Annotated in this window: 24 protein-coding genes; 6 read left to right on the top strand and 18 right to left on the bottom strand. The window is 42.8% G+C overall.

The features are described 5' to 3' along the window. Positions 1 to 81: 81 nt before the first annotated feature. From ACVBIU_RS04925 to rplU, 5 genes are all read right to left on the bottom strand, one after another. On the bottom strand, positions 82 to 555 hold the full coding sequence (locus ACVBIU_RS04925; RefSeq protein WP_447160251.1) for a threonine/serine exporter family protein: 474 nt from the start codon (positions 553 to 555) through the stop codon (positions 82 to 84). Further along, positions 552 to 1313, bottom strand: coding sequence for a threonine/serine exporter family protein (locus tag ACVBIU_RS04920; RefSeq protein ID WP_447160250.1), 762 nt, complete (start codon positions 1311 to 1313; stop codon positions 552 to 554). The genes ACVBIU_RS04925 and ACVBIU_RS04920 overlap by 4 nt, the downstream gene beginning before the upstream one ends. A gap of 29 nt (positions 1314 to 1342) precedes the next feature. After that, on the bottom strand, positions 1343 to 2506 hold the full coding sequence (cgtA, locus tag ACVBIU_RS04915; protein WP_447160249.1) for an Obg family GTPase CgtA: 1164 nt from the start codon (positions 2504 to 2506) through the stop codon (positions 1343 to 1345). 137 nt (positions 2507 to 2643) lie between these two features. Continuing rightward, on the bottom strand, positions 2644 to 2898 hold the full coding sequence (gene rpmA / locus ACVBIU_RS04910; RefSeq protein ID WP_012154114.1) for a 50S ribosomal protein L27: 255 nt from the start codon (positions 2896 to 2898) through the stop codon (positions 2644 to 2646). A gap of 15 nt (positions 2899 to 2913) precedes the next feature. Continuing rightward, complete coding sequence (rplU, locus tag ACVBIU_RS04905; protein ID WP_028765847.1) at positions 2914 to 3225, bottom strand: 50S ribosomal protein L21; 312 nt, start codon at positions 3223 to 3225, stop codon at positions 2914 to 2916. Positions 3226 to 3507: 282 nt separating this feature from the next. Between rplU and ispB the strand changes: the two genes are divergently transcribed. Beyond that, positions 3508 to 4479 carry an octaprenyl diphosphate synthase gene (gene ispB, locus ACVBIU_RS04900; RefSeq protein ID WP_447160248.1) on the top strand — a complete coding sequence of 324 codons (972 nt, stop codon included), beginning with the start codon at positions 3508 to 3510 and terminating at the stop codon, positions 4477 to 4479. Between the two features lie 111 nt (positions 4480 to 4590). On the opposite strand, the gene mdh is transcribed toward ispB, so the two are convergent. Continuing rightward, positions 4591 to 5526: a malate dehydrogenase gene (gene mdh, locus ACVBIU_RS04895; RefSeq protein WP_447163214.1), complete on the bottom strand. Its 936-nt coding sequence runs from the start codon at positions 5524 to 5526 to the stop codon at positions 4591 to 4593. Positions 5527 to 5878: 352 nt separating this feature from the next. On the opposite strand from mdh, the gene argR reads away from it, so the two are divergent. Continuing rightward, positions 5879 to 6349, top strand: a complete 471-nt coding sequence (gene argR, locus ACVBIU_RS04890) for a transcriptional regulator ArgR (protein WP_439267726.1) — start codon at positions 5879 to 5881, stop codon at positions 6347 to 6349. Positions 6350 to 6602: 253 nt separating this feature from the next. Beyond that, positions 6603 to 7064 (top strand): cupin domain-containing protein, encoded by a 462-nt coding sequence (locus ACVBIU_RS04885; RefSeq protein WP_447160246.1) that lies wholly within the window; start codon positions 6603 to 6605, stop codon positions 7062 to 7064. Between the two features lie 80 nt (positions 7065 to 7144). Here ACVBIU_RS04885 and ACVBIU_RS04880 read toward each other — a convergent pair whose 3' ends face one another. From ACVBIU_RS04880 to ACVBIU_RS04860, 5 genes are all read right to left on the bottom strand, one after another. Beyond that, complete coding sequence (locus ACVBIU_RS04880; protein ID WP_447160245.1) at positions 7145 to 8077, bottom strand: Dyp-type peroxidase; 933 nt, start codon at positions 8075 to 8077, stop codon at positions 7145 to 7147. Positions 8078 to 8323: 246 nt separating this feature from the next. Next, positions 8324 to 9352 carry an ABC transporter ATP-binding protein gene (locus ACVBIU_RS04875; protein WP_447163213.1) on the bottom strand — a complete coding sequence of 343 codons (1029 nt, stop codon included), beginning with the start codon at positions 9350 to 9352 and terminating at the stop codon, positions 8324 to 8326. A 1-nt stretch (position 9353) separates the two neighbouring features. Then, a complete protein-coding gene (locus ACVBIU_RS04870; protein WP_447160243.1) occupies positions 9354 to 10985 on the bottom strand; it encodes an ABC transporter permease in 1632 nt (543 codons plus the stop codon). Positions 10986 to 11292: 307 nt separating this feature from the next. Further along, on the bottom strand, positions 11293 to 12300 hold the full coding sequence (locus ACVBIU_RS04865) for a Fe(3+) ABC transporter substrate-binding protein (protein WP_447160242.1): 1008 nt from the start codon (positions 12298 to 12300) through the stop codon (positions 11293 to 11295). Between the two features lie 226 nt (positions 12301 to 12526). Beyond that, entirely contained in the window at positions 12527 to 13276 is a 750-nt protein-coding gene (locus tag ACVBIU_RS04860; protein WP_447160241.1) for a ferredoxin--NADP reductase, read from the bottom strand. Positions 13277 to 13446: 170 nt separating this feature from the next. On the opposite strand from ACVBIU_RS04860, the gene ACVBIU_RS04855 reads away from it, so the two are divergent. Continuing rightward, complete coding sequence (locus ACVBIU_RS04855) at positions 13447 to 14013, top strand: histidine phosphatase family protein (protein ID WP_447160240.1); 567 nt, start codon at positions 13447 to 13449, stop codon at positions 14011 to 14013. A 647-nt stretch (positions 14014 to 14660) separates the two neighbouring features. Here the strand turns inward: ACVBIU_RS04855 and ACVBIU_RS04850 are convergent. Continuing rightward, a complete protein-coding gene (locus tag ACVBIU_RS04850; RefSeq protein WP_447160239.1) occupies positions 14661 to 14924 on the bottom strand; it encodes a hypothetical protein in 264 nt (87 codons plus the stop codon). A 103-nt stretch (positions 14925 to 15027) separates the two neighbouring features. Next, on the bottom strand, positions 15028 to 16809 hold the full coding sequence (locus tag ACVBIU_RS04845; protein WP_447163211.1) for an ABCB family ABC transporter ATP-binding protein/permease: 1782 nt from the start codon (positions 16807 to 16809) through the stop codon (positions 15028 to 15030). 343 nt (positions 16810 to 17152) lie between these two features. Here ACVBIU_RS04845 and ACVBIU_RS04840 point away from each other — a divergent pair, with 343 nt between their 5' ends. Then, positions 17153 to 17329: a hypothetical protein gene (locus tag ACVBIU_RS04840; RefSeq protein WP_447160237.1), complete on the top strand. Its 177-nt coding sequence runs from the start codon at positions 17153 to 17155 to the stop codon at positions 17327 to 17329. A gap of 73 nt (positions 17330 to 17402) precedes the next feature. Here ACVBIU_RS04840 and aroG read toward each other — a convergent pair whose 3' ends face one another. The 4 genes from aroG to ACVBIU_RS04820 form a co-directional block, all read right to left on the bottom strand. Then, on the bottom strand, positions 17403 to 18458 hold the full coding sequence (gene aroG, locus ACVBIU_RS04835; protein WP_447160236.1) for a 3-deoxy-7-phosphoheptulonate synthase AroG: 1056 nt from the start codon (positions 18456 to 18458) through the stop codon (positions 17403 to 17405). Positions 18459 to 19077: 619 nt separating this feature from the next. Continuing rightward, positions 19078 to 19416, bottom strand: a complete 339-nt coding sequence (locus tag ACVBIU_RS04830; RefSeq protein ID WP_447160235.1) for a hypothetical protein — start codon at positions 19414 to 19416, stop codon at positions 19078 to 19080. A gap of 162 nt (positions 19417 to 19578) precedes the next feature. Beyond that, positions 19579 to 20829 carry an ammonium transporter gene (locus ACVBIU_RS04825; protein ID WP_447160234.1) on the bottom strand — a complete coding sequence of 417 codons (1251 nt, stop codon included), beginning with the start codon at positions 20827 to 20829 and terminating at the stop codon, positions 19579 to 19581. An 11-nt stretch (positions 20830 to 20840) separates the two neighbouring features. Then, complete coding sequence (locus ACVBIU_RS04820; protein WP_447160233.1) at positions 20841 to 21179, bottom strand: P-II family nitrogen regulator; 339 nt, start codon at positions 21177 to 21179, stop codon at positions 20841 to 20843. A gap of 266 nt (positions 21180 to 21445) precedes the next feature. Here ACVBIU_RS04820 and ACVBIU_RS04815 point away from each other — a divergent pair, with 266 nt between their 5' ends. Then, positions 21446 to 21988, top strand: coding sequence for an isochorismatase family protein (locus ACVBIU_RS04815; RefSeq protein ID WP_447163210.1), 543 nt, complete (start codon positions 21446 to 21448; stop codon positions 21986 to 21988). Positions 21989 to 22077: 89 nt separating this feature from the next. Here ACVBIU_RS04815 and nrfA read toward each other — a convergent pair whose 3' ends face one another. Further along, positions 22078 to 23481, bottom strand: a complete 1404-nt coding sequence (nrfA, locus tag ACVBIU_RS04810; RefSeq protein ID WP_447160231.1) for an ammonia-forming nitrite reductase cytochrome c552 subunit — start codon at positions 23479 to 23481, stop codon at positions 22078 to 22080. Between the last annotated feature and the right edge of the window lie 80 nt (positions 23482 to 23561).

Here is a 23561-nt window from a genome sequence, read left to right as displayed (position 1 = left end):
CAGTATGTTTGGCTTACCTAAGCGTTAATGATTGAACACGTATTAGCTAAGAACGAATAACTATCGAATGAAAGATTCTAGTTACTTAATGACTGGACGCGAACGGAAATAGAGCAGACTCGGCATCGCAAGCCCCACAGAGAGTGCGCCTAAGATAAACACCGTTTTAAGGCCGTTACTGACAACTTGGTAAATCAGCTCAGGGCTCATATCGGCTTGCGCTGTTAGCTGCACCAAACCTATTACGGTATTAAATGCATAGGTGCCTGGGATCATAGGAATAATTGCAGCTACAGCATACATTAATGGCGGCGCTAAATGCTTTCTAGCAAACGCTATCGTTATAACGCCGACCAAAGCTGCGGCTAAAAATGTCGCCCACTCGATAGGCAAACCAAAGCTTAACCACATGGTACGGCTACCATGTCCCATTGCTGCCGCGATTGCACAGTAAGGCAAAAATCGACGCGGTACATTAAATACCATAGCAAAACCAATCGCTGGAATAGCAGAAAAAATGGCGTCATTGAGCATGGTTAATAATAATGAGATCACAGGAATAATCCTCCAATCTGCATTGCGATAGTAATGCCTATAACCGACGCTACCGTAAGCAAAGTGGCCTGTCCCCAGCGAGAGATCCCCACATTGAGGTGACCTTTAACCATATCCGATATGGCGTTAATCATTGGGAAACCAGGCACGAGCATTAATACACTTGCCGCCATAGGCAACTTAGGGGTATCAGTCAGGTCAAATTGATATCCCGTTTGTGCTATTAGCGTCGTCACGAAGGCTGTCACACTAAAGTTAAGCAGTAAATTATAATGACGTTTAGCAATTGATAATCTGACAAACATACCCGCTGCCGAGGCGAAAAAGGTAATCAAACAGGCCGTTAAATCACCACCAAATAAGTGGCAAAAACTTGCACATGATAAACCAATCATGGGCACGACATATTTAGCGGGGTAGGTTTTTGGTTGGATCCGGCCAACACGCTTACGTACTTCCGTTAGGCCATAAATGCCTTTTTCGGTGAGTAAACAGATACGTTGGAGTTCGCAAACTACGGTCATATTAATGCCATGTTCGCGAATGCGCCGCGTCGTTGTAATACAACGGCCGACGGCCAAGCTGGTAAGTACTAACGAGTTGGAAGAGATGGATATCTCAACGCTTTCTAAACCTAAGGCGTGGCCTAAGCGCTGAGTGATCTCTTCAACAAGTTCAGATTCAGCGCCATAAGCTAGCAGAAGTTGAGCAACCCTAACGACTTGACGAGTAATGTCATTTTGCGTTGTAGCGTACACCTTTTCTCAACTTCCTCTTATGCGAATAATTATCTTTGGTAGATAATCTCTACATCGTAGTCATCTTCATCAAAGTCGTCATCGAAATCATCGTCAAAATCTTCATTGACTGATTCGTTAGCGTTCTGATGATAGTTATCCCACTTGAACTCGACTTCGGCATCGGCATCAACTTCTTCTTCAGGAGGAAGTGAAGCAATAAAGTCTAGTAGTTTAAGGGCTAACTCAGCAGTACCTTCACGGTTATAAGCTGAAATCGTATAGATATCGCCATCCCACTCAAGTTCTTTAACGATATGGTCGATTCGCTCTTGTAGCTCTTCTTCCAACATCAAATCTGCTTTGTTAATCACTAACCAGCGCGGCTTACCCGCAAGCTTTGGAGAGTGCTTTTCAAGCTCACCTACGATAGCACGAGCCGATTCAACTGGATCGCTACCATCAATTGGCTCAACATCTAGAATATGCAGCAATACACGACAACGCTCTAAGTGCTTCAAGAATTGAACACCAAGACCTGCGCCATCAGCAGCACCTTCAATAAGACCTGGAATATCGGCGATTACAAAGCTTTGACCCGGTCTAGGGTTAACAACACCTAAGTTAGGAACCAAAGTTGTAAACGGATAGTCAGCCACTTTCGGCTTAGCCTTAGACACTGAGCGAATAAAGGTCGACTTACCTGCGTTAGGCATACCTAACAAGCCTACGTCTGCTAACAATAACAGCTCCAGCTTAAGGCTACGCACTTCACCGTCGGTACCTAACGTCTTCTGCCTTGGCGCACGGTTAGTACTACTCTTGAAACGAGTATTACCTAGACCATGGAAACCACCTTTAGCCACAAGCAATTTTTGCCCGTGAGTGGTTAAGTCACCCAGTGACTCCTCAGTATCGTTATCGATAGCGCGAGTACCTACAGGCACTTTAAGGATCAAGTCTTCACCGCCGTGACCGGTACAATCACGTCCACGACCATTCTTACCGCGCTCGGCAATATGGAAGCGTTCAAACTGAAAAGTGATCAGTGTGTTAAGGTTCTCATCGGCTTGTAGATAAACACTACCACCGTCGCCACCATCACCACCATCAGGACCACCATCAGGAACATATTTTTCACGTCTAAAGCTAACGCAACCACTGCCACCATTTCCGGCTTCTACACGGATAATAGCTTCATCGACAAACTTCATACCAACTCCTGGCACCACAGAATGAAAGAATTATACTCTTAACGATTCTAGTCGCCAAAACACAATTTACTTAATTTTGAAAAAACAAAGCCCCACCAATGGCGGGGCTTAATATTAATTATTAGCTGAGCTAAGAATTAATCTTCGATGCTGATGAACTTACGGTTCTGTGGACCTTTAACTTCAAACTTCACTTTACCATCGGTAAGTGCGAATAAAGTGTGGTCACGACCGATACCAACATTAACACCAGCGTGGAATTTAGTACCACGTTGACGAACGATGATGTTACCAGCTAGAACTGATTCACCGCCGAAGCGCTTTACACCAAGACGTTTACTTTCTGAATCGCGGCCGTTACGAGTAGAACCGCCAGCTTTTTTATGTGCCATGAGTTATTCTCCTAATTAAGCGTTGATAGCTGTAATTTTAACTTCGGTGAACCATTGACGATGGCCCATCTTCTTATCGTGGTGCTTACGACGACGGAACTTAACAATAGTTACCTTCTCCGCACGGCCGTGGCTGATAACTTCAGCAACAACCTTTCCACCTTCAACTAAAGGTGCACCTACGTGTACAGTTTCACCATCAGCAACCAAAAGAACTTGGTCAAATTCGATAGTTTCGCCTGTAGCGACTTCTAATTTCTCTAAACGAACTGTATGGCCGGCTTCAACGCGATGTTGCTTGCCGCCACTTTGAAAAACAGCGTACATAGCTATTTTACTCCGATATTTCTAACACGCCGCTCAAAACATATTTGTTTGATGCAGGGGTGCTATAAAAGCTTTAATGACAATGGTCGCGGAGTTTACGCTAAGAACAGGCTGCTGACAAGCCTTAATTAACTTAGAATAAAAAAAGACCCAAATAACTCTCACATTCATCTACAACTACTGTCTTGTACCGTAAATTTAGGTAGAATCCAATTATTATAACATTAAGCCTTAATTGAGCTGCAATGTTACTCAGCAGCCAACAAGAACTAGAGCCTACTTATGGATTTAAACGCCATTCGTCAATTGACTGATAGCGATATGCAAGCTGTCAATCAACTGATCTATAAACAACTAGAGTCAGATGTTGCCCTAATTAATCAACTTGGGTTCTACATTATTAACGGTGGCGGTAAACGCTTGCGACCTCTGCTATCTATTCTAGCAGCTCGCGCCATTGACTATAAAGGTGAATCTCACCTTAAATTAGCAGCCATTATCGAATTCATTCACACCGCGTCACTTTTACATGATGATGTTGTTGACGAGTCGATGTTGCGACGCGGCAGAAAAACTGCCAACGCCCTATTCGGTAATAGCGCTAGTGTATTAGTCGGTGACTTCTTATATACCCGCTCGTTCCAAATGATGACGGAACTCAAGTGCCTAGACGTGCTAGAGATCCTCGCTGACGCAACAAACGTGCTCGCGGAAGGTGAAGTCCTACAATTGATGAATTGTAATGACCCTGACACCACAGAAGACAGCTACATGCGCGTCATCTATTGCAAGACAGCCAAGCTATTTGAAGCCGCTACTCGCCTTGCAGGTTTGCTCGCAGACAGCCCTATTGAGGTGCAAACCGCACTAGCTGAATACGGTAAGTATTTAGGTACAGCATTCCAGTTAACCGACGATCTTCTCGATTACACAGCAGAAACAGAAGAGCTAGGTAAAAACATCGGTGACGACTTAGCTGAGGGTAAGCCTACACTGCCGCTTATTTTTGCTATGGCAAATGGTAACGACACTGAAAAGACGCTTATCCGTGAAGCTATCGAGAAAGGTGACGGAACTGAGCATATCGAGGTGATCCTTGCCGCACTTAAAAACTGTGGTGCATTGGAGTACACAGAGAAGCGCGCTATCGAGGAGTCTGACAAGGCCATTGCAGCACTGGCCATCATTCCAGAGTCCGATTATAAAGAAGCGCTCATCTCGCTTGCGAGAATAGCAACTCAACGCAGTAACTAAGAGAGAAGTAACTAATTATTCTCTTTAAATTAGCACCTTGATGCCATTGAGAAACAAAAAAGGAGCCTAAGGCTCCTTTTTTATTATGACCCACAAGAGGTCAGTCATCGTTTATTTAACGAATTCGATACCCAGCACAATATCAGCCTTTAGTGTATCTAGCATAGCGTCACGAGCATTCGCTTCAAATGCGCTTACATCGCCATAAGCAAGGACTTGCTCAACACCGTTCTTACCAAGTACAACAGGTTGTGCAAAGAACTCAGTATGCTCACTGCCGCCATCAACATAGGCGCATTCAATCACATTTGCTTCACCTTGAAGACCACGAACAAGTGATAAGCCGAAACGACATGCAGCTTGCCCCATAGATAGAGTTGCGCTACCGCCACCCGCTTTAGCTTCAACAACTTCCGTACCCGCATTCTGGATACGTGTCGTTAATGCTGCAACTTCTGCATCGGTAAAGCTTACGCCTTCAATTTGTGACAGCAGCGGAAGAATCGTCACTCCACTGTGCCCACCGATAACATTAACTTTAACGTCTGCAACGTTTAAGCCTTTTGCTTCAGCAACGAACGTTTCTGAACGGATAACATCCAACGTTGTAACACCGAACAAACGGTTCTTGTCGTAAACACCCGCTTTTTTCAATACTTCAGCAGCAATGGCTACGGTTGTATTTACAGGGTTTGTAATGATACCGATTAATGCCGTAGGGCAAGTCGCGGCACATTTTTCAACTAGATTACGAACTATACCTGCATTGATGTTAAATAGATCTGAACGATCCATACCCGGCTTACGAGCAACACCCGCAGAGATAAGTACAACATCAGCACCTTCTAGTGCAGCAGTAGGATCTTCACCAGCGAAACCTTTTACTTCTACCGCAGTAGGGATGTGGCTTAAGTCAACCGCAACACCTGGCGTAACAGGGGCAATATCATAAAGCGACAATTTTGAACCCGCAGGTAATTGAGTTTTTAACAGTAGGGCAAGCGCCTGGCCAATACCACCAGCAGCACCAAGTACAGCAACTTTCATAATGATCTCCGTCAATTCTCAGATTTTTGTGATTTAGATCCACCTTTCCAATGCCGCAACAGTACTGGATTCACAAAAAAAATTCAATTATCCCTTAGTCGTGTTGAATATAATCTAGAACGCTAATGTAAGATGGTAAATGAGTAAAGTGAGTGTACATCAGCGATACAGAGCTAAAACCATAATAAATTAGCATAACAAAATTTAGAATAATCATTCTAACTTAAGTTGAATCATTGAGTCTAACTGGGTTTATTAATGAATTTTTATTCAAAAAAACGAATACCAATTGACAAAAACGGCGAAAATATTCATGATGAAGCAGATTTTTTTGAATAAAGAATAATAATATATGCAAGCTAGTAAAAGCCCAGATGATTTAGTTAAGACGTTCAAATCTATTTTAAAAGAGGAGCGTTTTGGCTCTCAAAGTGAAATTGTTATCGCCCTTCAAGCAGAAGGCTTTAGCAATATAAACCAATCTAAAGTTTCTCGTATGCTAAGTAAGTTTGGCGCGGTTAGAACCCGCAACGCAAAGCAAGAGATGGTTTACTGCCTTCCAGCAGAGCTTGGCGTTCCTACTGCCGGAAGCCCGCTTAAAAACCTGGTACTGGATGTTGACCATAACCAAGCCATGATTGTTGTCAGAACTAGCCCTGGTGCAGCGCAATTAATCGCGCGTCTACTCGACTCAATAGGTAAGCCTGAGGGTATTTTGGGGACTATTGCTGGTGATGATACGATTTTCATCTGTCCATCTAGTATCCATAGCATTGAAGACACGCTAGAGACAGTTAAGTCACTGTTTAATTATGCTGATTAATTACGCCGACTAAACATAAAGCGACGATTTTTTTAAATGCTGTACCCTCAGGGCTACAGCATTTTTTGTTTGTTGCATAATCAGCCTCCATCACTCGACCGTTTACCTAGGCTCTGCACCGTAACCCAATCATTTAGCTTAATGCCCCCTGTATGAAACACTATGTTTTATACAATATATTGAATAGCAGCTTCTCTCTCGAGCAATAATCGTTATAATCCTCAATGACAGTACTGTTAGTCGAGGGCAAATAATGAATAAAAGTAAAATAATAAATATCAACGATATATGCTGGGAATCTTGGCAGCATGAAGATCAGTATGCCAGCGAGCAAAAGCACATTGGCGATACCGCCGGTGGAGAAAAAATTGGCGTGACCATGGAACGCTTAGCGCCAGGTAAGTCCTCAGCTGTTGCCCATTACCATACAAAAGAAGAAGAGCATATCTACGCGATGCATGGCGAAGCGACGCTATACATTGACGGCGAGCCTCACCCTTTTAGTCAGGGAGAATATATCTGCTTTAACGCTGACACGGGTGTGTCTCATAAACTCGTCAATCATAGTGAGCAAGAGTTTGTTTTTCTGGTCGTTGGTAACCGAGACATACATGACGTAGTTGTGTACCCAGAAAATAACAAGGTGCTAGTAAAATCTGTCAACGAAGTTTACGCCAAACGCCCCACCAATTATTGGGATAAAGACGAAGCTTAGCGCGAATAATTCACTTTGTTACGCCCAATAAAAAACGCACTTTACTGTGCGTTTTTTATGAGTCAGTAAAACCTTGCGAATTAGCCCGCTGTAATCATAAAGTCTAATGATGGCGCAAAGAATGACGAACCTGTTAATGCTTGAGTAAAATGCATTAAATGGTCATGGTTGCCTTCACTATCGCCATGCACCATGCTCTCTAGCATCTTTTCGAAATTAACTGAATTGCGGCAAGTAGAGATAAACATCAAGCCTTGCTCTTTAACTGAACCATAAGGCATGCTTTGCCTTAAGATCTCCATAGACTTACCTTCACTGTCTTTCAGGTTAACACGCTTAATGTGGCTCGTAAGCGGTTTATCAGCCGATGCATACTCGATATTGTCCGCTTTAGTACGCCCAATAACATCTTCTTGCTTCTTGACTGGCAGACGGTTCCACTTACTTAAGTTATGGGCAAACTTTTGTACATGAATATAACTTCCGCCTTTAAAACGGCTGTCTTCCTCGCCGATTAATGCAACTTCCTGACGACTACGTCCTTTAGGGTTCTCGGTGCCATCAACAAAGCCGCTCAAATCACGAGAGTCCATGAATCTAAAGCCACGCTCTTCATCAATGAGTTCAACTAAGCCTTCAAACATTTGATTAACTTCGTTAGCCACCAAGTGCAGAATATCAAAACGATCACAACGGATATGTACAAATAGATCATACTCGATAGCCGGCGCATCTCGATTACCTCGATTCATCGCAGGGAAAGGTTTTAGCTCTTCTGGTCGAGCATGGGGGTATAAGGTGTCCCAATAATTAGCACCAATGGCAACAAAACCATTAAAGGCACTATCAGAATATTGATCTGCTAATTCATAAATATACTGAGCCACATTCGCCACACAAGGGCGCATGTCAGACTCAACACTATCATTAGCATTAAACATTAAGTAGACACTGTGCAAGTTTCCTTCTGCACAAACTCCAAGCTGTTCACGAGGCATAACCTGACTATCCATTATTATAAGTAACCCTTAGCATAATTAATTTTCGGCAACATTATGGACAACTTTAGTGATTAATATCATTAACTGACGCACAATAACTAAAATCAATAGTCAATTCCTTGAACTAACTACAACTTAAGCAAGCAAGAAAATCTACTTTGCTCACATTATCTCACATGTAAAATAACTAAAACGCGTCTGTAAGCGGTGATGGCTTAACGATTAAGCGACTAGGACTGAGTGATTAAACTCTTTTAACTAGAACAAAACCAAACTATGGTTCTGACACGCTATAGCGACCCGCTGGCCAAGTACTAAGTCTCGCTGCGGACTGTGGATCTCTATGACAGTTTCATCGACCTGAACTTGATATTGGCAGATATTTCCTAAAAAGCGTCGCTCAATCACTTCGCCAACACCGTTAGCATCCGCTTTCAATAATAAGTGCTGAGGCCTTAGCAGCACTTCAGCCGTGGAACCGACTGGCAGCTTAAGTAAACTTTCACTCACGATTTCACCAATGCTAGTGGCAATGCAATAGTCACTAATAACTTCAGCCTTAAGGTAATTCCCCGCTCCTAGAAAATCTGCGACATATTTATCTGATGGCGCTAAATATAAGCCTTCGGCATCACCACACTGCACGATTTCACCGTGATTAAATAGCGCTAGCTTATCTGCAAATACAAACGCTTCATCTTTACTGTGTGTCACGAAAACCGCACTAACATTATGCTTTTTCAAAATATCGCGGATCTCGAGCATCATTTCACGGCGTACTTTGGCATCAATATTTGAAAACGGTTCATCGAGCAATAACACTTCAGGCTCATAAGCCAGCGCTCTTGCGATTGAGACCCTTTGTTGTTGACCACCCGATAACTCATGGGGGTAACGTTTCGCCAATCCTTCGAGTTTGACTAACGCTAACATCTCTTCTAAGCGTGATCGCCTGACTGCTTTATCACGAGTTCGTAAACCAAAAAGAATATTGTCAGCCACAGTTAAATGAGGAAAAAGCGCATAATCCTGAAAAATCATCCCAACGCCTCGCTGCTCGCTAGGAATAAAACAATCATCGGATGCCACGACTTTATTATTAATGATTATCTGGCCATGAGTAATCGCCTGAAGCCCCGCAATTGCGCGCAACAAAGTGGTTTTACCACAGCCGCTTGGACCAAGTAACGCGACAATCTCACCTTTCTCAACGGTTAAATCTAAGCCCTTTAAAACGACTTGCCCCTGGTAGTCGCTAACAACCTGTTGTACTTGTAATGTGGCCATATTAATTATCATGCTCCAAGGAACGATTTAGGTAGATAAGCGGAATAAGACCGACTAATACAATGACAATCGCCGCCAGTGCCCCGTGCTCTAGCTGCTCATCAGATACAAACTGAAAAACATAGGTGGCTAAGTTTTCAAAACCTATCGGCCTTAGCAATAACGCTGCAGGCAACTCCTTCATACATTCGATAAATACCAGCAATAAGCCAGCAAAAATACCTTTTCTCAGAAGAGGAATATGCACCTGTCGTAAAAGTCCTAATGGCTTAAGGCCCATAGTGATCCCCGCCATATCCAGTGAGGGGGAGATCCGTTTATAACTGTTTTCTATACTGCCGATAGCAATTGCGGCAAAGCGAATACAAAAAGCGCACACAATAATAAAGCTGCTGCCCGTTAAGATGAGCCCTGGGCCCTCAAAGCCAAAGTATTCGGCTATATCATTGATTGCAAAATCGAGTTGGGTAAAAGGTACTAAGATCCCAATGGCTAACACGGTACCTGGCAGAGCATAGCCCGTTGATGCTAAGCGAGAAGGAAGAATATCGGCCCGCCTAGGGCTAACCCTACGAATGAACATCAACACAATACCAATAGCCACACAGATGCAGCTCACCACCACCGCTATCCATAAGCTATTAAAGCTATATTCAAAGAACTCTTGATTCCAGCTTTCGGCAAAATAGCCATAGGCATACTGCACTAATATAATAAAAGGCAGTAAAAAAGCGACAAAGAGTAAGGCTGCGCAGTAACTCATTGCAGCCAGAGCTTTCAGCCCGGTCAGAGGATAGATATCGAGTTCGCCTGGCGTTGATTGTTTCTGAAACAACTTTTGTTTTCGCCTCGCGAAACGCTCAAAACCCACCATGGCAAAAATCACTAATAACATAATGGTTGAAAGCTTTGCAGCCGCTGCTAAGCTGCCATATTCAAACCAGGTATCGTAAACAGCCGTAGTCAATGTTGGCACGGCAAAATAGCTTACGGTGGCAAAATCTGCCGCTGTTTCCATAGCAACCAATGCCGCACCAACAGCCAATGCTGGACGCGTCATAGGTAAACTTAAACGCCAGAAGCTTTTCCAAGGCCCACAGCCCATCACTCTTGTTGCTTGACTTAAACTAGCGGATTGCTCCATAAAAGCCGTTCGTGCCAGTAAGTAGATATACGGAAACAACACGAGCGACAACATAATGGCAGCGCCGCCCAATGAGCGTACCTCTGGAAAGTAATAGTCTTGAGGTGTTTGCCAACCAAAAAATGTGCGCAAGCCGCGCTGCACAGGGCCAGCATAATCAAATAAGTCGGTATAAACATAAGCCACGACATAAGCTGGCATGGCTAAAGGCAGCAGTAACGCCCACTGAAAAATTCGACGCCCAGGGAAATGACATTTAGCCACCAGCCATGCGGCTGGGACCGCGATGATAAGTGAGCCAATAACGACCCAAAACATCAGCCACAGGCTATTACTGATGTAGGTGGGTAATACAGTATCAAATAGATGGGTAAATACAGAACCATCAGGCAAGAATGATTGACCGATAAGTGCAATAAGTGGCATAACAATCAATAGTGCCAAGGTATAACTTGCTACAGACCAGCCCTTGGCTAAGCCTAAAACCATAATCTTTACTACCTACATATAACGTGAAAAATTTTAGCCAAAAATAAGAAAACCTATCTCGATAGATAGGTTCAATGGTATTTCAATTGTTGGAACTAACACACTGCGAATATGACTATATACACACTTAGCAGGCTTTTCTAGAAGACTTAATCTAGAGGCTTGATCTAGAGGCTTAATCCAGAGAGCTTAATCAAGTAGAGTTGCTCTAGAGAGTTAGCCTAGAGGCTTTAACCTATCTGATTAACCTCAATAATTGAGTTTACGCCGAATATGTTAGCCCAACCTTAAATATTTTCACCATCAATTACAGATCGAACTTCACTTCATCAAGCAACTTAATCGCTGCACCATGATATTCAGCTAATTTGTAGATAGGTAAATCATCAGCTTTAAACGTTCCCCAAGAAGCTACTATCTTAGATGGTGCGACGTTGGCTTTAACTGGATATTCAAAGTTCACTTCAGCGTAAGTGTGCTGGGCTTTATCACCAGATAAGAACTCCATCAACTTAAGTGCAGTTTGTTTATTTTTGGAATATTTCGCCAGCGCCATACCCGAAACGTTAATGTGGGAGCCATAATTGTCTTGATTAGGGAAGTTAATCTCTATGGCATCAGCCCAAGCTTTTTGCTTAGGATCTTGTAACATCTTACCTAAGTAGTAACTGTTACCAATCGCGAGATCACACATACCTTCGCTTACCGCTTTAACTTGTGCGCGATCATTTCCCTGTGGCTTTCTGGCTAAATTGGCCTTCCACCCCTCTAACCAGGTTTTAGTTTCTTGCTCACCGTGATGTGCAATCATTGAAGCCACAAGAGAAACGTTATATGGGTGTTTACCACTACGCGTACAAATTTTACCTTTATATTTAGGATCCGCTAAATCTTCGTAGTTGATATCAAGTTTGCCGAGCCTGTCTTTAGAGCTATAAATATTACGCACTCGCATTGTGAGCGCATACCACTCATCATCTGGTGAACGGTATTTTGCAGGGATATTCTGTTTTAAGGTATCGCTGTTTGCTGGAGCAACTAAATCTTTTTCTACTAACTCCATCAAACGGTAAAAGTCAGATGTCAGCACTATGTCGGCTTTAGATAAACGCCCTTCACGCATCATACGTTCAGCAATACCCTTCTTTGAGAAAACCACGTCAACTTTAACGCCAGTCTCTTTAGTAAAGTCAGCCAATATGGGGTCAATAAGAAAAGCTTGGCGATAGGAATATACCGTCAGTCTTTCAGATGCATTTGCTATTGATGCAATACATGCAAGCCCCATAACAGCAAGACTCTTTACTATTTTCATTACGCTTCTCCCTTCAAGTGCTACCCTGCGACCACCAACTGATAGTGATAACAATTCTCAATTGCGTTAAGGGTAATCAAATTGGTAAGAAACAGCAAGTCATTGTGAGCGATTTAAACAAACAAAACTAAAATTGATAAAAATCAGTAAACACTTAACTTACATGCATTTAAATTAACAAATACTGATTAAACGATCCTTGTGGCCGAGATGCTAACAGTGCCGCTTACCAATATTTCTCAACCGTTATCTGCCCAGGTGCACGGCGTAGGTTTTTAGTGAGTCCTTTGTCTTTCAGCGCCTGCTGCGCCTCTGTAATCATTCCTGGATTACCACAGATCATCACCTGGGATTCAGTAGCACTTAGGGATAAGCCTGCTTTAGCTTCAAGTTCACCGCTTACAATGACATCTGGGATCCGCTTAGTTAATGCGCCATCAAATGGTTCACGAGTTACCGACAATATTAACTGAAACCGTTCAGGATAAGTTTGTTCAAATCGCTTTAAGTGCTCAAGATAGGCCAAATCTTTCCCTTCTCGTACACCATATACCAGCACCAGTTTTTCATAGTTAAGCCATGGCTCAGGGGTATCCATTATGGAGATAAAAGGTCCGACTGCTGTGCCAGTCGCTAAAAACCACAAATGCTTGCCCTGCTCTTCATCTTTAGGCAACTCATCTAAGGTCATAAAGCCGGTCGCTTTAGTAGCGACATCAATAACATCACCGACTTCTAATGCCTGTAAGTTTGGAGAGAGTTGACCATCATCGACGGCAACGGCTAACACCTCGATATAATCGCAACCTGGTGGATTAACTAACGAGTAGGCTCGTCCAATCCTTTTATCGTCAACAATGCGACTAAGCTTAATGAACTGCCCAGCAATAAAGTCACCAATATCAACTTTAATTTTGAGCGAAAACAGTTTATCGCTCCAATCTAATCTTTCAATAACTTGCCCTTCTATCCACATAAGACACTCCCCTTTCGTTTAATTGAGCATAAGCTTTTATTCTAACTTCAGAAAGATTAATCTAAAGACTGTTGTTATTTCATACAAGCAGACCCTCTATACCTTTGCTCCTCCTAGGGGAAAGTGATTTTTTAATTCGAAATTTTAGACGTTAATTCAGTAGGTAGTCGATGATTCAGGCCAAGAAAGCCCTCGCAATAACGCTAACCACCTTAGCGATTATCACTACAAGTTTTAGTTGCTACGCCCAAGAAAAGCTTGAACCTAAAGCAGACCATCAGGCAAAAATCATCGTATTGGTTAGGCATGCAGAAAAGCGTGATGATGGTTCTCGCGATCCCGAACTCAGTCAACAGGGCAGTATCAGAGCCAAGGCGCTAACAGAGGCTTTAGCTGATGTAGACTTGTCACAACTCATCGCGTCAAACTACCAAAGAACGCAGTTAACTCTGGCTCCTATAGCGCTTCAAAGAGGCTTGGATGTCGAAATCGTTCAAGTAAAATCAGGGATTAAAACCCACATAAATGACATCGTATCCTTAGTGCGTAGCTCACCGGGCAATAGCCTTATCGCTGGTCATTCCAATACTGTGCCCCTAATCATTAACGCGTTAGGCGGCCCTTTAGTGCAGCAGATAGATGAGGATAATTATGGTGAGTTATATCAATTACGCATTTCAACAACGGGGAAGGTCAGTTTGTTAAAGACCCGCTTTGGCCAACCTTTTATAGATTAAAGGGCTAGCTTACTCAGCAATAAAACCGATGACCCCCTATTCAAAGTGAAAACAAAATAAAGACAGAATGAGGGTAAAACAAAGACAATATGAAGACAATATGAAGACAATATGAAGACGAAATGAAATATAACAAATTAGGCTTGGTATATTTGTATTTAAGTGATTAAATACCTTCCTCACAAAAGCACTAAAAATGCAATCTTGGTCACACAAATAAAGTCTTGTTTATGCAAAATCTTGTGACCATCAGGAAGAGTAAGCGCTGAAAGAATACGCACAACAAACAACGCAAAACTTAACCCACTACTTTTAAAAGTGAACCAAAGCAGATCAGCGATTGCTTTATCATACGCCATTGCTGCTTGCTTTAACCAATGACAATGTTCAAATACGGCTTTAGCTTAATAAAAGATGAGCTAAAGACAAGCTAGCGCTTACTGGAGATCAGATATGGGCAACTTAAATACACAGCCAAACAATAGATCACTTTCATCTAGCTGTAGCAGTTGTGAGCGAATGACTGTGATAGAAGGAGAGTACATCTGCTTTATAGAGGGAAAAATCATAGGGTTAACCCAGATATCCGATCCCTCTCCAAAACCTAAACTCATTTGTGATGGTTGGAAAATTGGTAAGTTACACTTTTAGGCGCTCAGCATGCCTGCATAATCTCGAGCCGAGAATTTAGGCTCATGCAATAAGCCCGGTAACGAAGCGACAGGCGCAGCCTTCGCGAGACTTAGGCCACGGGTTGTCACTCGCATTCCAGCACATAATTCAAAATACGCTACTTCAAGTTCATCATTTTCTAGCCCGCGCTTTTTTAGCGTTGCCATAATCGCAAGCCAGTCAGTATTTACTTTACTCTCTTGCCCTTCAATCTGGGCCAGTATAGGTATATTTTTCATTGTGACCTTCTGCATTAGCTTCCCGTTAAATTATGTTCAATTATAGACATATGAAACTGAACCTATGCTGAACCCGAAACAGGCTTTTCTTAATCAATCAACTCTATCGACCTGATTCTTGCTGTACTCGCCATAAATTAGCATAAAGACCGTTAGCCGCAAGTAAATCACTATGGTTACCGGTTTCGACAACCTTGCCCTTACTCAATACTATGATTCTATCCGCATCAACCACAGTTGAAAGTCTATGGGCAATGACTAAACTCGTGTGGCCTTTTGCCACCTCCTTCAGTGCCGTTAAGATTGCCTGCTCCGAATGACTATCTAATGAGGAAGTCGCTTCATCAAACACTAAAATGGGCGACTTTTTCAATATGGCTCTGGCTATTGCGACGCGCTGCTTTTCCCCACCCGACAATTTTAAGCCTCGCTCACCGACTCGAGTTTGACCACCCTCGGGTAAGCTTTCGATAAATTGACTGAGATGCGCCATCTTTATCGCGCTGTTGACCTCTTCCATAGTGGCACTTGGTCGGCCATAACGCACATTTTCAATCAAGGTATCATTAAATAACACCGTATCTTGAGGGACTATAGCAATAGCCTGCCGCAAACTGTCTTGAGTAACGCTGCGAATATCCTGCCCATCAATACAGACTCGCCCACCAACCACATCGTAAAAACGAAATAGCAATTTAACTAAGGTCGACTTACCCGCGCCACTATCACCAACTATGGCCACTTTTTGGCCCGCTTCAATGGTAAAACTGACATCATCTAAAATAGTCCGAGAGTCATATTGAAAGCTTACATTTTCAAATGATACTCGCCCTTGCATTAGTGCTTGAGCTTTGGCATTCGCGGCATCGTTAATCATAGGAGCCCTGTCCAATAGAGCAAACATACGCTCAATATTGGCAAATGCGCCTCTTATCTCTCGATACACAAATCCTAAGAAGTTAAGCGGAATAAATAACTGCATCATAAAAGCGTTAACCAACACAAAGTCACCTATGGTCATATCGCCTTGAACAACATCGAAGGCCGCCATGCCCAGCATCAATGTCATCGCAACGGAGATGATACAAGCTTGCCCCGCATTTAACGCAAACAGGGATAAGCGATTCTTGCGCTTAGCCTGTTCCCATTGCGCCAATGCAGCATCATATTGGTTAGCTTCGTATTGCTCATTATTAAAATACTTCACTGTTTCATAGTTAAGTAAACTATCGATCGCCCGTGTACTAGAGATTGAATCTGCTTTTGCTGCGTCACGAACGTAGCCAGTACGCCACTCGGTAGCCACGATAGAATAGGCGCCATAGGCGATAACCGACAGTAATGTCACGCCAGCAAATGCATAGCCATAGTTATAAAATAAAATCCCTACAACCAAAATGATCTCTAAAATCGTCGGTACAATATTGAACACCATAAATCGCATCAAGAAACTCATGCCGCTGGTGCCTCGTTCAATATCTCGAGATAAGCCCCCGGTCCTACGCTCTAAATGAAACGCCATATCTAAACGATGTAGGTGCTCAAAGACTGCCATGCCTAATCGCCTAATTGCACGCTCGGTTACCCGTCCAAATAGGGTGTCTCTTACTTCCGAAATAATGGTATTGAGTAATCGAATACCGCCATAGGCGATAACTAATGAGATAGGGACTGCCACAAGCTCTTTCGGTGATGTACTTGATAACCCATCCACCAGCGCCTTAAGTAAAAAAGGCAGCCCAACACTGGCAAGTTTTGCTACGACCAAACACAGTAATGCCAGGCCAACCCTTTGTTTAAATTCTATTAAATATGGCCATAGCATACGCAGAACATGCCAATTTATGTTGCCAATCGGTTCATCAAAATACAGAGAGGGGCGCATTTTTTATCCCAAAGAAAATTTACAATTGACCCACTGACCACGACTCATTTAAATGACAATCAGCGAGTGATCTTAAGTACTATTAAAAAGCCATTAATGTAGCAAAAAAGTTAACAGACTCTGACGACTGTCTATGTTATCGTGCAACTTTAGCCTTACTAGGCTAAAGGAGTGGCTTTCTAAATGGGTTAGTTTGCACGTTTTTCGACAAACTTGTACGAATTAACGCAAATTCTGTTAACCCAAAGAAAAGAATTTGCTACTCTCTGCGCAATAAAACGAAGAGTGACAGGTTAAGAGCCAACTACAGCTCTTTCAAGTTAACTAGATAAAGGATGCAAACATGCTTGACTCATCCCAGCCAAAATATCCCCCCTTACCACTCATCCAAACATGGATATGGATGATGACTCAATCAGGAAATCCGGAAATTCAGGAAAAGGGTCAAAACAATCTAATTACTTCGTTTGGCAGCTTAGCTAAAGCCAATGAGTACTTACTTGAGCAAGGTAAGAAGTAATGCTAATCGAAGCTAATTGAATAAATTACTCGATCAAAAAAGGAGGCCTATGCCTCCTTTTTTGTATTGTAAATTAAGCGACTCTGCGCTTAACAACACTATCATTCAATGTTGCCAGCAGCTTTTCACTATCTTGCCACCCAATGCAAGCGTCTGTCACACTCTGACCATAGCAAAGAGACTGCCCTTCAATATGATCCTGACGCCCTTCAACCAAGTTACTTTCAACCATCACACCAAAGATAGACGTATCACCATTAGCCATTTGCGCTCCAACATCATCGCCAACCAACATCTGGCGCTCGAACTGTTTGCTACTGTTTGCATGGCTAAAATCAATCATGATGTTATTCGCTAAACCTGCCTTGTCTAATTGCTTATTAATCGCAGCAACATGCTCAGCGCTATAGTTTGGCTCTTTGCCACCACGCAAAATAATATGACAGTCAGGATTTCCTTTGGTCTCAACAATAGCCGAATGGCCAAACTTAGTCACAGATAAGAAATGATGCGGCGCGCTTGCAGCACCAATAGCGTCAATCGCCACCTTAATTGTGCCATCTGTGCCATTTTTGAAACCCACTGGACTTGATAGACCCGATGCTAATTCGCGATGTACTTGAGACTCGGTAGTACGTGCACCAATTGCCCCCCAGCACATGAGATCGGCAACATACTGCGGCGTGATCATATCTAAAAACTCACCCGCGGTAGGTAAGCCCATGTTGTTTAAGTCTAACAAAAGCTTACGTGCGGTACGTAAACCATCATTTAGCTTGAAGCTATTATCCATATCGGGGTCGTTGATCAAACCTTTCCACCCCACCGTGGTGCGTGGCTTTTCAAAGTAGACTCGCATCACGATTTCTAGCTGGTCTTTATAACGCTCTCTAAGTTCAACTAAACGCTTACCGTATTCAAGTGCTGCGACAGGATCATGAATAGAGCACGGCCCAATAACCACTAATAGGCGGTCATCTTTCTTCGCTAAAATATTATGTATGCTTTCGCGGGCATTAAATACGGTCGCTGATGCGTTCTGTGTTGCGGGAAATCGCTCCAAAATAGCAATTGGAGGTAACAACTCTTTTATCTTATTAATTCGAACATCATCATTTTGGTAATACATGGTAATACTTAGCTCCGTCTAGCCTATGAATACAGATCTCTCAATTGCGATACTGCATTCAATTTATCCAGTATGAACTTAGATTGCAATCAAGTTATGATTATTTCATATAATTATTTTTAACTATTTGTTTAAAAAGAAATTAGAAATTAAAAATTTATATAAAGTGTCAAAGTAAGCTGCAAATAAGCCCACTAAACTGTTAATTATTCCTAAAGATTACAATTTAAAAGCTAAAGCCTGCTGTACGCAAAAAATAATAAAATTTATCCATAAAATAAGCCTATACGGCTTGCCCGCGAGCCAATTTAAAGCGCAGTAGGCTCAGAAGTAAGTTCACCCTGTCAGTGAAACAAATGGACTCAATTAAGCTGCTTGGCGAGATAGAGCGAGACTATTAAGCGAAGCAGTTAAAGCGAAGCAGTTAAAGCGAAGCAGTTAAAGCGAAGCAGTTAAAGCGAAGCAGTTAAAGCGAAGCGAAAATAGTCTAGCAATATATGTGCGCTGACACTTGGCAGGACTCAAGATGAATCCCGAGTAACTCCTAAACTGCCGCGATGAATATACTAACAATACCTAAATCGAACGATTAGCGCAGTTGCTCTCAAGGACTCAAGCTCTAATCGAGCGGTACCTTAGCGCCCTGCTCTTTAGGAGAGTCGATTTGAATAAAAAGCTCCTTATTTTGGTAAGCATAAGGTCTGTAAAATAAACCTTGGCAGGAAAAGTATCGATAAGGCATTGCGAAAGGCACACAACCAAAAGGTAAGCTTTGCAATATTTGGATCTGTTGCTGATAACGCAGCGCTTCACGCCATGCATGCTGCCTTTGCACTTCATCCCTAACCGCAAATGCATCAAACGGCTCACTGGACTTTCGCACTATAACTTGGCCAGCGCTGGCACTTGTCGCCAGCGCCATAAGCAATATAGTGCTCAGTAGTTTCAATGCTTTCATAAAAGATCCATGCTCAACCCGCTGATAACTTACTTTAGCCTAATTCTGTTGAGCCTTAAACTCTCTGATCACATAACAATACATGAAACAAAAGAGCTTATACCCATAGGCATAAGCTCTTTATTTATATCACGGCTTGTAACGGTTGGTTACTCTGAAAGCCTAACTACCACTCTTAACCGATACAAACTCTGGATAAGCATCAATTCCGCAATCAGAAGCATCCATTCCATTATATTCTTCTTCTTCTGTAACACGGATCCCCATGGTCACCTTCAGTGCAAACCAAACCACAGTCGACGCTAAAAATACCCAGCCAAAAATTACGGCCGCGCCATATAACTGGGTCAAGAGTGACGCATCAGCATTTGATACTGGCACTAATACCAGTCCAAGCAATCCTGCAACACCGTGAACAGAAATCGCACCAACTGGATCATCAATCTTGATCCTATCGAAGGCAACAATCGAGAACACCACTAAGCCACCCGCGACAGTACCAATCACACCAGCCATGACTAATGAGGGTGACAATGGATCCGCTGTAATCGCTACCAGCCCAGCTAAGGCACCATTTAAGATCATGGTCAAATCAGCCTTCCCCCAAATCAGTCGACATACAATCAGCGCAGCAATCGCGCCAAATGCTGCCGCCGAATTGGTGTTAACAAATATTTTAGCCACAGCGCTGGCATTCTCAGCATCCGATATCAAAAGCTGCGAGCCACCATTAAAGCCAAACCAGCCCATCCATAAAATAAACATACCCAGCGTTGCCATAGGTAAATTTGAACCCGGAATAGGGTTCACTTGACCGTTAGCGCCATACTTACCTTTACGCGCACCGAGCAGTAATACACCTGAAAGCGCTGCTGCAGCCCCCGCCATATGTACAATGCCACTGCCTGCAAAATCAACAAAACCAGCTTCAGACAGAAAACCGCCGCCCCATGTCCAATAGCCTTCAACAGGGTAAATTACCGCCGTCATAAATACTGAGAAACACAAAAATGCCCATAATTTCATACGCTCGGCAACCGCGCCAGATACAATAGACATTGCCGTAGCCACAAACACGACTTGGAAAAAGAAGTCTGACTCCAATGCATGATCAGCCCCTTCCCCTTGAGAGCCAATTAATGAGCCGAATGAGGGCAACCATCCCCCTTCGGCATTACCAACATACATGATGTTGTAGCCCACAATCAGGTACATCACACAAGCAATAGAATATAGACACACATTTTTAGTGAGAATTTCAGTGGTATTTTTAGAGCGAACTAACCCAGCTTCTAACATGGCAAATCCTGCAGCCATCCACATGACTAGTGCGCCTGAAATCAAAAAATAAAATGTATCTAGGGCAAAGCGTAACTCTGTTACCGTCAGTCCCAACTTAGTTAAATCATCCATCAGCTTTCCCCTTACAGTGCTTCGTTATCAACTTCGCCAGTTCGAATACGGATAGCTTGCTCAAGATCCGTAACAAAAATTTTGCCATCGCCTATTTTCCCTGTTCTCGCTGCGCCAGTGATCGCTTCGAGTAACAGTTCTAGCCTGTCAGCTTTGATGGCAATTTCTAATTTCACTTTTGGTAGAAAATCCACTTGGTACTCTGCGCCACGATACAGTTCGGTATGGCCTTTTTGACGACCAAAACCTTTTACCTCTGTAACCGTCATCCCCTCAATGCCCACTTCAGCTATCGCTTCTCTAACATCGTCTAATTTAAATGGCTTAATTATCGCGCTTACCAATTTCATGGTTATCTCCCCAATTACATTCCCTATTTGCTTAAACATAATTCAAGCATTAGGCCAAAGTTATTAACCATTTAAATTCAACAAGATAAGATTTTACGCGCAATTAACACTGCATATTAACGCACCAAACAAGTGCAAGCATGCAGGGGCTGCACAAAGATAAAGCAGCAATATCGAGCCAGGTTAGACCTATTTCTAATTGGATAAACCAAACAGATCCGCTTTACTGAACAATTAACTCCCCTTGCAAAATAGAGAAGCCTAAGATGCTAAAAGCAGAAGAATGTGTATTGGTTGTGGTCGATGTACAAGGTCAACTCGCACGGGTTATGCACCAAAGTGAGCAACTGCATCGTAAGCTAGAGATATTAATTAAGGGGATACAGCTATTTGATATTCCAATTTTGTGGCTCGAACAAATACCACAGAAGTTAGGACGGACAAGTGAAAACCTAGCCCTGGCGCTGGCAAAAACCACAGAACCTATCGCCAAGGATCATTTTAGTGGTTGGCAAGCTGATACATTTAGAGAAAAGCTCAGCTCGATGGAGCGTAAGCAGGTTATCTTAGCGGGTATTGAAACTCACGTGTGTGTTTACCAGACCTGCAGAGATCTGTTAGATCACGGCTACCATGCTCATCTTGTAACTGATGCGATGTCGTCAAGAGAAGAGAGTAATAAGGTAAGCGGATTAGAGATGATGTTAAGTTATGGTGCAATGCAGACCAATGTTGAGTCACTACTGTTTGAGTTACAACATCAAGCTAATGGCGATCGTTTTAAAGCCTTGCTTAAACTCATCAAGTAAAAGCCAAAAAAAGCCCTCCGAAGAGGGCTTCTATGCTAAAGACTTATTCTAGACACTTAACTTATAAGCACTATATAGTGTCAGTAGACTTATTTGTAAGTCGCTTCACGCTTTTCAGCTTCTGCATCCCACTTAGGTAGCACAGTCTTCTTGAATTCAGCTTTATCAGCATTCATCTTATCCATATCCATACCTAGAGCCGCTTGCGCCTTAGCTTTAGTAGAGATATCTGGAAGAGCGATAGGCTGTGGTACGCCTTTCTTAGCAAGTAGTTGAGCTAGCTTAACGCGAGCATCAGCAGCTTTGTTTAGTGCAGTACCTAGTACACGTAGCGCTTCATCTGGAGCATGAGATGCTACACCATGAGAGGCGATTGCATAATCCCAGCGCCATTGACCGTGACGGATATCCAATAAGATTGGAGCCATTTCAGCTTCTGTTGCGCCGGCTTCCCAAGCTGCACCAGCTTCGAAGTGAGCTTTAACTAACTGCTCTTCAGCTTGAAGTTGGATCTGCTTAACCTTCGCTTTACGCTCGTTATCTAGGTTAACCATGAACTCTTTGCTTTGATCATGACAAGTACCACACGTTTCTTCGAAACGATCGAACGGGTTACCCACTTTGTGATCGGTAAACTTACGACCTTCAGCATTCTTAACTTTAGGCATGTGACAGTCAGTACAACTTACGTTGTTTTTACCGTGCATACCTAGCTGCCAAGTTTCATAACCTGGGTGCTGTGCTTTTAGCATTGGCGTCTTAGAGATGGCGTGAGTCCAATCTGCGAAATCGATAGCATCATAGTATGCTTCCATATCTTCTACAGTTGTGCCCTTGTCCCATGGGAACTTAACAAAACCTTTCTTATCAGCAGTTTTTTCGAAGTAGTACTCTACGTGACACTGACCACAAACCATTGATTGCTTGTCTTTACGAGAAGCTTCATCGAATGGTGTGCCAATTGCTTCCATACCGCGCTCAGCGAATGGACGAGAGATGCGTAGCTTAGACTTGCCTTTTTCGTGACAATCAGAACAGCCGATAGAGTTAACGATTTCTGGACCGCCTTTAGACCACTTACCTTTAAAGTAACCGTCTTCACCTTGCTCTTCGATCATGCGAGGTACATCTGGGCTCTTACAAGACCAACATGCCATTGGCATTGGACCATCTTCAGCAGTCTTTGGTGCACCAGAACGTAGTGTGTTACGTAAATCTGTCACTGCGTAAACGTGACCACGAGCCTTGTTATAATCTTTAGCAAAACCATAACCCGCCCAAAGAATCACTAGATTTGGATCTTGCTCAAGTGCATCAATAATTTCTACACTTTCAGATGTGTCGTGCCAAGTTTTATATTGGTTAGAAAATTTATCTTTATAAACTTCGTTACGCGGCTCAGTTTTATCACTTGCGAATGCACTGCCCGCCATTAGGCTTGCTGCTACGATTGCACTCAGTGCAAAAGACTTTTTAGTTAATGTTTTCACCATCTCATCTCCATGTTACTTTTATAATATTTATATAGTCCCACCTATTTCTAGGTCGAACTTAATCACTTCCAGTTAACAAA

The sequence above is a fragment of the Shewanella sp. 30m-14 genome, assembly GCF_052977125.1.
Note: the sequence above shows the minus strand (reverse complement) of the source record. Positions and strands in the feature narration are given on the sequence as shown.